The following is a 9657-nucleotide window of genomic DNA, read 5'->3' as shown; positions in this document are numbered from 1 at the left end:
GCCCCGGCCCCCGTGCCGTCCGCGTACGTGCCTGCGTACCCCGTACCGCCCCGGCGGAAGCGGAATGCGGCCGACGGGGCGCCTCCGCCTACAATTCGCCGGTGAACGTCACCCTCCCCACCGCACAGTCCCTGCGCGCGGCGCTGGCCGGCCTGCTCGACGGACTGCCGCCCAGGCAGGCCCAGCAGGCCGTCGACCGGCTGATCGCCAGCTACCGCGGGGAGACCCCGACGAACGCCCCGATCCTGCGGGACCGCTCCGACGTCGTCGCGTACGCCGCGTACCGGATGCCCGCCACCTTCGAAGCCGTACGCTCCGCCCTCGACGCCCTCGTCGAGGCCGCGCCCGACTGGAGGCCCGCCACCCACACCGACGTCGGCGGCGGCACGGGCGCGGCGAGCTGGGCGGTGGCCGGGGCCTGGGAGGGGGCGGCCACCACCGTCCTGGACTGGGCGGAGCCGGCCCTCGCGCTCGGCCGCGAACTGGCCGGGGCGTCCGGGGTACCGGCCCTCCGCGACGCGCGCTGGGAGCAGGCCCGGATCGGTGCGGCCCTGGAGCTGGCCCCCGCCGACCTGATCACCGTCAGCTACGTCCTCAAGGAGCTGACCGCCGACGCCAGGACCGAGCTGGTCGACGCGGCCGCCGGGGCCGGGCAGGCCGTGGTGATCGTGGAGCCCGGCACCCCCGACGGCTACGCCCGGATCATCGAGGCCCGCGACCGGCTGATCGCCGCCGGACTGAGCATCGCGGCCCCCTGCCCGCACAGCGACGCCTGCCCCATCGAGCCCGGGGCCGACTGGTGCCACTTCTCGGCCCGGGTCAGCCGCTCCTCGCTGCATCGGCAGGTCAAGGGCGGCTCGCTCAGCCACGAGGACGAGAAGTTCAGTTACGTCGTCGGCACCCGCTTCCCCGCCGCCCCGGCGCCCGCCCGGATCACCCGCAGGCCGCAGATCCGCAAGGGCCTGGTCCAGCTGGAGCTGTGCACCCGGGACGAGGGCCTGGCCCGCGCCACGGTCACCAAGCGGCACGGAGAGCTGTACCGGGCGGCCAGGGACGTCGCCTGGGGCGAACCCTGGCCGCCCGCCGCCGACTAGGCCCGCAGCTCCTGCGTACAGCACTTCACGCTGCCGCCGCCCTTGAGCAGCTCGCCCAGGTCCATCGGGATCGGCTCGAAGCCCCGGTCCCGCAGCGGATCGAGCAGCCCGGTCGCGCCCTGCGGCAGCAGCACGTGCCGCCCGTCGCTCACCGAGTTGAGCCCGAACGCCGCCGCGTCCGCCTCACCGGCCAGCAGTGCGTCCGGGAACAGCCGGCGCAGCACCGCCCGGCTGCCGGGGGAGAAGGCGTCCGGGTAGTACATGATCTCGTCGGCCGCCGCGTCCAGGACGCACAGCGCGGTGTCCAGGTGGTAGTAGCGCGGATCCACCAGATCGAGCCCGATGACCGGCTCCCCGAAGAACTCCTGGGCCTCGGCGTGCGACAGCGGGCTGGAGCGGAAGCCGCGCCCGGCCAGCAGGTAGGAGGCGGTGACGGCGAAGTCCCCCTCGCCCTCGTTGACGTGCTCCGGCTCCAGGACGTCGGTGAAGCCGTTCTCCAGGAACCAGTCCCGATGGGCGCCGGCCTCCTCGAACCGCTCCCGGTACGCGAACAGCGCGCCGAGCACCCGGCCGCCGATCACCGTGGCGCCGTTGGCGGCGAAGACCATGTCCGGCAGGTCGGGGCGGGGCGTGAGCAGCTCGACGGTGTGGCCGAGGGAGCGGTAGCGGTCGCGCAGGTCCTCCCACTGGGTCTGGGCCAGCGGCAGGTCGACGGGTTTCGACGGGTCCATCCACGGGTTGATGGAGTAGGTGACCCGGAAGTGCGCCGGGGCGCACATCAGGTAGCGACGAGGGATGGCGTCACGGTTCAACTCGGGCTCCTCGCGATCGGCGGCCGGGGCCGCGGAACGGTGGGATGCGCACGGTCTGTGCGTGAGCCCATGGTGCGCCGTGCGCGCCGGATCCGCAGTGAACCGATCGGGTGGTTCACCGGACACCGCACAGGACACCACACAGGACACCGCACCGGACACCGCACAGGGCACCGCACTGGACATCACCAAGGCGTCGCCAAGACAGCACCAGGAACATCGCAAGACGATACGTATCGGCTCGTATGGCGGTAGATTGGCCGCATGGCACCCACCAAGGCACCCGACTCCAGCCGCCGCAGCGACCGCTCCCGCCGCGCCATCCATGACGCCGCGCTCGCCCTCGTCACAGAGGTGGGATACCGGCGTACGACGATCGAGGGTATCGCCGCCCGCGCCGGGGTCGGCAAGCAGACCATCTACCGCTGGTGGCCCTCCAAGGCCGCCGTGCTGATGGACGCCTTCCTGGACCTGGCGGGCCGGACCGCCGAGGACGCCGGTGCCGGGGACGCCGGGGAATCCGGCGAGGGGGCCCAGGGCATCCCCGACACCGGTGACCTGGTCGCCGACCTCAAGCTCGTGCTGCGGGCCACCGTCGACGAGCTGAACGACCCGGCGCTGGAGGCCCCCACCCGCGCGCTGACCGCCGAAGGCATCGTGGACGCGAAGCTCGGCGCCGCATTCGTCCACCAGCTGCTCGACCCGCAGCTCGCGTTGTACGTCACACGGCTGCGCGCCGCCCAGGAGGCCGGGCACGTGCGCGCCGACGTCGATCCCCGGATCGCCCTGGAGCTGCTCATCGGCCCGCTGATGCACCGCTGGCTGCTCCGGACCCTGCCGCTCACCCACGCGTACGCCGACGAGATCGTCGACTACGCGGTCGGCGGGCTCGCCCCGCGACCGTGACACCGAACCCGCCGTCGTATCCGATATGTGGCGACATCGGGCGTGATGGTGCTCACTCGGTGCAGTGGTACACGGCCCCGCTGGTGAACTCTGGCCACCCGAACCGCAGGATGGTGCGACCATGGACAGGCAACGCTGAGGTGAACTGCTGAGGTGAGGGGATAGATGGGCGCCGATTCCGGCCGTTTCCGCGGCACAGAGAGCAGGATCTCCCAGTGGCTGCGGCGACGTCCCAAATCATCCGTGGCCGAGACCGACGAGCCGGCCCGGGTGGGCATGCTCCTGGCGGTCGCCGACGCGGGCATGCCGATCGCCCCCGCCGCCCACCCTCTCGGATACCGATGTTCGTGCGAACGCATCGGCTGTCCCACCCCCGCCCGGCATCCCGTCTCCTTCGCCTGGCAGACGCAGTCGACCACCGACCGGGCCCAGATCGAGCGCTGGGCCGCCGGTCAGCCGCAGGCCAACTTCATCACCGCGACCGGCATGATCCACGACGTGCTGGACGTCCCGCTCACCGCCGGCCGCAGCGCCCTGGAGCGGCTTCTCGACGCGGGCATCGACGTCGGCCCGGTCGCGCAGTCCGGCGAGGACCGGATGCTCTTCTTCACCGCCACCCGCGGCACCCCCGAGGACGAGGACGAGTGGTGGCCCTGCGAGCTGGACTGCCACCCCGAGACCATGGACGCCCACCCGGGCCTGCGCTGGCACTGCCGGGGCAGCTACGTCCTGCTGCCGCCCGCCCGGCTCCCCGGTGAGCTGGACGTCCACTGGGTACGCGGGCCCGAGCACGAGCTGCCCGACCCGCTGACCCTGTTGGAGACGCTCACCGAAGCCTGTGCGCGGTACGCGGGCAGCGCCGAGCAGAGCGAGCTGGACCACGACGCGATCGCCTGGCCGCTGAGCCGCTGAGCCGCTGAGTCGAGGCGTGGAGCCGAGGAGCCGCTGAGTCGAGGCACTGGGCCAGGGCGCGGAGCCGCTGAGCCGAGGCGCGGAGCCCTGCCGTGCGGAGGTGTTACTCGCCCTTCGCCGCGATCAGGCCCGGCAGCCGGTTCAGCATCCGCACCTTGCCGCCGGAGCCCGTCTCCGCACCGGAGCCGGCCGCCCCGGCGCGCGGCGGCACGTGCACCAGCTGGCTGGAGACCCGCTCCTTGGTCAGGCTGCTGTTCACCTCGCCGGTGAGCAGCGCCTTCACGTCCGCGTTGACCTCGGGCCGCAGCCCCTTCGCGGCGACCTGCCGCTCGAAGTGCTTGCTGTTGAAGAAGACCAGCGCCCCGCCGTCCTCGGTGCGCAGCCCGAGCGGCGCGAACGTGGCGCCCGTCAGCGGCTGGTCGACGTACTGGTACGAGAACCCCGCCCGCCGTGTGGTGCGACGCGTCTCGCGCCAGCCCGAGGTCGCGGTGGAGGGCGTGAACACGTCCGGGGAGCCGGTCTGCAGATAGCCGGCGTACGAGGAGCTCAGGTCTGCGGGCGCCACGGCCAGCTCGTCGTCCTGCGGCTCCACCGGGGTGGCGAGCCCGTCCCCGTCGAGGGTGAACTCCGGCACCTGGGAGGCCGGGAGGACGCCGAGGTAGGCCGCCTTCCACAGCGCGTCGGGGCCCGTCCGCACGAACACCACCAGCCAGCGGGTGTCCAGCTTCCCGCCGTCCTGGTCCCGGTCGGAGTCGGTGTCCGCGAGGAACCAGCGCGGCCAGCCCGCCTTGTTCGGGATGACGTAGGTGGCGTCGTCCAGCACCAGCGGCTTGTGCGCCTTGTTGCCTTCGGGGTTGTACGTCCGCCGCGCCTTCAGCCCGGCCTGGTTGATCGCGCCGAGCGAACCCGTCACCCGGTCCGCGTCCAGTGCCGGATCGAACGCCTTGTCCGCCGCGTTGTAGGCGTCGGTGAAGTCCTTGAGCGCCTGGGCGGCCTCGGACTTCTTCGCCCCGGGCAGCACTTCCAGCTCCCCGTGCACCGTCACACAGCCAGTCGCCGTCAGGCACAGCACCGTCGCGGTCGCGAGCCCCGCCGTCAGCCGGCCCAGCCCAGGGTGTCTCGTCATCCGTTGCTTCTGCGCCTTCTGCATCCGTCGCCCGCACTGACCGTCGAAACCCAACCGGGGCGGCGCCGGGGGGGGGGGCGGGGACCGGATACAGCGTCCACACCGTGACCTGCCGTCCGGATCCGCCCCGGGGCCGCCTCAGTTCTGACGTACGGGCACGATCAGCGGTGTGCCCGTACGGGGATGGGGGAACACCTCCACCGGCTGCCGGTAGACCTCGCCGAGCAGCTCGCCGCTGAACACCTCATCGGGCGGGCCCAGTTCCGCGATCCGCCCGTCGTGCAGGACGGCCGCCCGGTCCGCGTACGCCGCGGCGAGACCCAGGTCGTGCAGCACGACCACCACCGCGTCACCGGCGGCGGCCCGCTCCCGGCAGATCCGCAGCACCAGCTCCTGGTGGCGCAGGTCCAGGGCGGCGGTCGGCTCGTCGAGCAGCATCAGCGGGGCCCGCTGAGCCAGCACCCGGGCCAGCGCCACCCGCGCCTTCTCGCCGCCCGACAGCGCGGAGAACGGCCGGGCCGCGAACCGGGTCACCTCGGTCGCCGCCATCGCCGCGGCCACCGCCGCGTCGTCCTCGTCCTCCCGTTCCGTACCGGCCCAGGGCGCGCGCCCCATCCGTACGACGTCCTCCACCGGGAACGGGAACGACAGCACGGCGGCCTGCGGCAGCACCGAGCGGCGCAGCGCCAGTTCGGGCGCGGACCACGCGGTGGCCGGGCGGCCGTCGATCCTCACCTCGCCGCTCCCGGGGGTCAGATCGGCGGCCAGCGCGGCCAGCAGCGTCGACTTTCCGGCCCCGTTCGGGCCGACCAGGGCGACCACCTCACCGGCGTGCGCGGTCAGGTCGACGGAGTCCAGCACCTGCCGCTGCCCGAGGCGGACCGAGAGCCCGGCGGCCTCGACGGCGGGGGAGCCGGAGGCGACGGGCGAGGGCAGCTCCCGGGTGCGTACCGCGAACAGATCCTTCAGCGTCCTCATGCCCAACCACCTTGCTTACGACGGGTCCTGCGCAGCAGCCAGAAGAAGAACGGGCTGCCGAAGAGCGCGGTCAGCACCCCGAGCGGCAGCTCGGCCGGGGCCGCCACGGTCCGGGCCGCGAGGTCGCCCGCGACCAGGACCAGGGCGCCGCCGAGTGCGCTGCCCGGGACGAGGAAGCGGTGACCGGGGCCGTTCGCCATCCGCAGCAGATGCGGGACGAGCAGCCCGACGAACGAGATGATCCCGGCGACGGCGACCGCGGCGGCCGTCAGCAGCGCCACCACCAGCACCAGCACGATCCGCAGCCGCTCCACGTCCACGCCCAGATGCCGGGCGGGCCGCTCGCCGAGGGCCAGCAGATCCAGCTTGCGCGAGTAGAACGGGGCGATGAGCAGACCCGCCAGCGCGCACGGCAGCACGGCCAGCACCTTGGGCCAGGTCGCCTGGGAGAGCGAACCGAGCTGCCAGAAGGTGATCTGGGTGATCTGCGCGTTGTCCGCGAAGAAGATGAACAGACCGATCAGCGCGCCTGCGAAGGCGTTGACGGCGATACCGGTGAGGATCAGCGTCACCACCTCGGTCCGGCCGCCGGACCGCGAGAGCGTGTAGACCAGCAGCACGGTGATGAGGCCCGCGATGAACGCGAAGACGGTGATGGTCCAGTTGCCGAAGAAGGTCAGACCGAGCGCGATCGCGGCGACCGCGCCCACGGCCGCGCCCGCCGAGATCCCGATCACTCCGGGCTCGGCCAGCGGGTTGCCGAACACGCCCTGCATCAGGGCGCCCGCGCAGCCGAGCGACGCGCCGACGAGCAGCGCGAGGGCGACCCGGGGGAGCCGCACGTTCCACAGGACGCTCTCGCCGACCCGGTCCAACTCCTGGCCGCCGAGCCCGATCCGGTGCTGCACGGAGGACAGGACGTCACCGAGGGGAATGTTGTACGCGCCGATCGCGGCGGACAGCAGACAGCCGGCGAGCAGGGCGAGGGAGAGCGTCGCGGTGAGCAGATACGCCGTGCTGCGCGAGGACTTGGGGGCGGCTTTCGCCACTGGCCCGTCCGGGGACTTCTCCACGGACCCGGTGCGTTCCTCGTACGAGGTGGTCACTGGCCCTTCCCGCCCTTCGCGTACAGCTGCTCGACGATCTCGGTGAGCACCCGGTCGGTGCGGGGCCCGTAGTTCAGCAGCACCCCGTCGTCGACCGTGACGATCCGGCGGTCCATCCCGGCCGGGGTCTCCGCGATGCCGGGGATCTTCACCAGTCCGTCCATGCCGCCGACCGACTCGAACCCCTTGGTCATCAGGAGGATCGCGTCGGGCGCGGCCTTGGCGAGCGCCTCGCTGGTGATGGCGGTGAAGTCCTTGTCCAGACCGGATTCCTTGCCGGCGTCGACCGCGCCCGCCGCCTCCAGCAGCGAACTGGCCCCGGACTCCGCGCCGCCCAGCAGATAGACGGAGGCCGAACCGCGCAGGTAGAGGAAGGCGACCCGGGGCTTCTTGCCTTCCTCGGGGGTCGGGATGGACTTCTGGACGTCGGCGATCCGCTTCTCGGTGCGTTCCTTGAGCTCCGTCCCGGCCGACGGTACGCCGAGGGCCTCGGCGACGGTGTCGATACGGCGGCCGACGTCGTCGAGCCCCTTGGCGGGTTCGACGACGAGCAGCGGGATGCCCGCGTCGCGGATCTGGTCGATGGCCTCGCCCGGTCCGGTGCTGGTGTCGGCGAGGACGATCGTCGGCTTCAGGGAGAGCACGCTCTCCGCCGAGACGTCGTGGGCCCGGGTCACCACCGGGAGTTTCTCCGCCTGTTCGAAGGTGGCGGTGATGTCCCGGGCGACGACCTGCTTGCCGAAGCCGAGGGTGAAGACGATCTCGCTCAGCGACCCCGTCAGCGGCACGATCCGGTCGGTGGAGTCGATCGTGACCTTCTTGCCGTCCGCCGAGTCGACCGTCACCGGCAGCTTCGGCGCGGGCGCACCGGCCAGCGGCTCGACCCGGTCCGCGTCGGCGGAGCTCCTGGCGGCCGCGGACTGCGGCGCGGAATCGCCTCCGCCGCCGCAGCCGGTCAGGAGCAGGGCGACGGCGGCGGTGAGTGCGGCGGCAGCCCTGCCCCGGACCGGGTGACGGCGGGCCGCCCGTCCGGCGTCCGGGCCCGTCGGGGCGAAGTCCTGCGAGATGCGCACTGGGGCACCGTCCTGTCATTCCGCGGCGTGCGGTGGGCCGTTCGCCGTAACGGCGTGACCGGAAGGGGTTCCGGCCCGGGCTGGGAATACCTTAGGTTAGCCTTACCTGTGTAGCCAGTCCTCGGAGGGTCCGTCATGCCGTCGTCCAGATCCACCCGCGCGCTTGCCGTCGCGCTCCTCGCGGTGCTGCTGGGAGCCCTGCTCCCCGCCGCCACCGCGCAAGCGGCAAGCCGCACGGTGCAGGGCGGTCGGCTGGACTGGGGCATCAAGTCGTCCTTCCAGAGCTATGTCACCGGGCCCATAGCCAACGGCAGCTGGAGCCTGACCGGCGGCGCGGCCACGGTCGGCGGCAGCCAGTTCCGCTTCCACTCGGCGACCGGCTCCTACGACCCGGACTCCGGGGCGTTCAGCTCCGGCTTCTCGGGCGGAGTGCACTTCACCGGCCACAAGAAGGCCGACGGCAGCAACGAGCTGGACCTCACGATCAGCCGCCCCACGGTCAAGATCAACGGCGGCGGCGGCACGCTCTACGCGGACATGGTCAGCAAGGAGCGGGGGACCGGCAAGGTCTCCAGCCGCTCCCAGGTGCCGCTCGCCACGCTCGGCCTCGGCGGGATCAACATGAAGGGCGGTTCCACCCCCATCGCCCTCACCAACGTCCCCACCACGCTGACCGCCCAGGGCGCCTCCGCCTTCGCCGGCTACTACACCGAGGGCACCCCCCTCGACCCGGTCAGCCTCTCCGTCGACACCAAGGGCGCGGCCGCCGAGCCGAAGCCCTCCGCCCCGGACGAGAAGAAGGACGAGGGCGAGAAGAAGGACGAGGCGAAGAAGAAGGACGAGGCTAAGGCGGGCCGCTTCGAGGACGCCGCCGTCGACTGGGGTGTGCGCCGCACCTTCCGCGAGTACGTCACCGGCTCCATCGGCCAGGGCAAGTGGACGCTCGCCGATGGCGCCCAGGACGGCGGGGCCCTGTTCCGCTTCCCGAAGGGCAAGGGGACGTACGACGCGAAGAAGGAGACGCTGGACGCGGAGTTCAGCGGCAGCATCCGCTTCACCGGCGCCCACGACCTCGACCTGAAGTTCGCCGCCGTCACCGTCGCCGTCACCAAGGGCGAAGGCACCCTCTCCGCCGACGTCACCAGCGAGGGCAGGACGACCGAGAACGTCCCGATCGTCACCTTCGAGGCCGAGGACTTCGCCCCTCAGGACGGCCTCGCCGCCCTCACCGAGGCCCCCGCCGTCCTCACCGCCGAAGGCTCCAAGGCGTTCGGCTCGATGTACAAGGCGGGCACCGCGATGGACCCGGTCTCGCTCGCCGTGGCCGTCGACGACAAGGCCCAGCTGCCCGCGCTGCCCGACCTCGGCAGCGAGCCGAACGCGGCCGCCGAGCCCACGAAGAAGGCCGTCGAGGAGCCTTCCGCCGCACCGGCGGCCGCCTCCTCCGACTCCGGCCCGGGCGCCGGGACCTGGGCGGCGATCGGCGGTGGTGTGCTGCTCCTCCTCGGCGCCGTGGCGGCGTTCTTCGCCCTGCGCCGCCGGTCCGCGCGGCCGGCCCCCGAGGCTGCCGACGCCTCCGCGGCCTCCGACTCCCCGCAGACTTCCTGACCCGGCATCCCCCCCATGCGTGCCTTATGGATCCTCACCCCC

Annotated in this window: 9 protein-coding genes; 4 read left to right on the top strand and 5 right to left on the bottom strand. The window is 72.6% G+C overall.

Annotated elements, in window-relative coordinates:
• Positions 1–101 precede the first annotated feature (101 nt).
• Positions 102–1094: a small ribosomal subunit Rsm22 family protein gene (locus JS521_RS29930; protein WP_205086071.1), complete on the top strand. Its 993-nt coding sequence runs from the start codon at positions 102–104 to the stop codon at positions 1092–1094.
• On the opposite strand, the gene ddaH is transcribed toward JS521_RS29930, so the two are convergent.
• On the bottom strand, positions 1091–2032 hold the full coding sequence (gene ddaH / locus JS521_RS29925; RefSeq protein WP_372448631.1) for a dimethylargininase: 942 nt from the start codon (positions 2030–2032) through the stop codon (positions 1091–1093). The two genes, JS521_RS29930 and ddaH, sit on opposite strands and share 4 nt — an antisense overlap.
• 138 nt (positions 2033–2170) lie before the next feature.
• Here ddaH and JS521_RS29920 point away from each other — a divergent pair, with 138 nt between their 5' ends.
• The gene (locus tag JS521_RS29920) at positions 2171–2812 is read left to right on the top strand and encodes a TetR/AcrR family transcriptional regulator (protein WP_205086069.1); all 642 of its coding nucleotides are present in this window, start codon (positions 2171–2173) and stop codon (positions 2810–2812) included.
• Between the two features lie 165 nt (positions 2813–2977).
• The gene (locus tag JS521_RS29915) at positions 2978–3724 is read left to right on the top strand and encodes a bifunctional DNA primase/polymerase (RefSeq protein WP_205086068.1); all 747 of its coding nucleotides are present in this window, start codon (positions 2978–2980) and stop codon (positions 3722–3724) included.
• Positions 3725–3827: 103 nt separating this feature from the next.
• Here JS521_RS29915 and JS521_RS29910 read toward each other — a convergent pair whose 3' ends face one another.
• The 4 genes from JS521_RS29910 to JS521_RS29895 form a co-directional block, all read right to left on the bottom strand.
• Positions 3828–4850: an SCO2278 family lipoprotein gene (locus JS521_RS29910; protein ID WP_205086067.1), complete on the bottom strand. Its 1023-nt coding sequence runs from the start codon at positions 4848–4850 to the stop codon at positions 3828–3830.
• Between the two features lie 138 nt (positions 4851–4988).
• On the bottom strand, positions 4989–5828 hold the full coding sequence (locus tag JS521_RS29905; protein ID WP_205086066.1) for a heme ABC transporter ATP-binding protein: 840 nt from the start codon (positions 5826–5828) through the stop codon (positions 4989–4991).
• A complete protein-coding gene (locus JS521_RS29900; RefSeq protein WP_205086065.1) occupies positions 5825–6934 on the bottom strand; it encodes a FecCD family ABC transporter permease in 1110 nt (369 codons plus the stop codon). Before JS521_RS29900 ends, JS521_RS29905 begins: the two co-directional genes overlap by 4 nt.
• The gene (locus tag JS521_RS29895) at positions 6931–8007 is read right to left on the bottom strand and encodes a heme/hemin ABC transporter substrate-binding protein (protein ID WP_205086064.1); all 1077 of its coding nucleotides are present in this window, start codon (positions 8005–8007) and stop codon (positions 6931–6933) included. Before JS521_RS29895 ends, JS521_RS29900 begins: the two co-directional genes overlap by 4 nt.
• 135 nt (positions 8008–8142) lie before the next feature.
• On the opposite strand from JS521_RS29895, the gene JS521_RS29890 reads away from it, so the two are divergent.
• Positions 8143–9615 carry an HtaA domain-containing protein gene (locus tag JS521_RS29890; RefSeq protein WP_205086063.1) on the top strand — a complete coding sequence of 491 codons (1473 nt, stop codon included), beginning with the start codon at positions 8143–8145 and terminating at the stop codon, positions 9613–9615.
• Positions 9616–9657: the final 42 nt, after the last annotated feature.

Origin of the sequence: Streptomyces durocortorensis, assembly GCF_016901035.1 — a bacterium.
Lineage (GTDB): Bacteria > Actinomycetota > Actinomycetes > Streptomycetales > Streptomycetaceae > Streptomyces > Streptomyces durocortorensis.
Note: the sequence above shows the minus strand (reverse complement) of the source record. Positions and strands in the feature narration are given on the sequence as shown.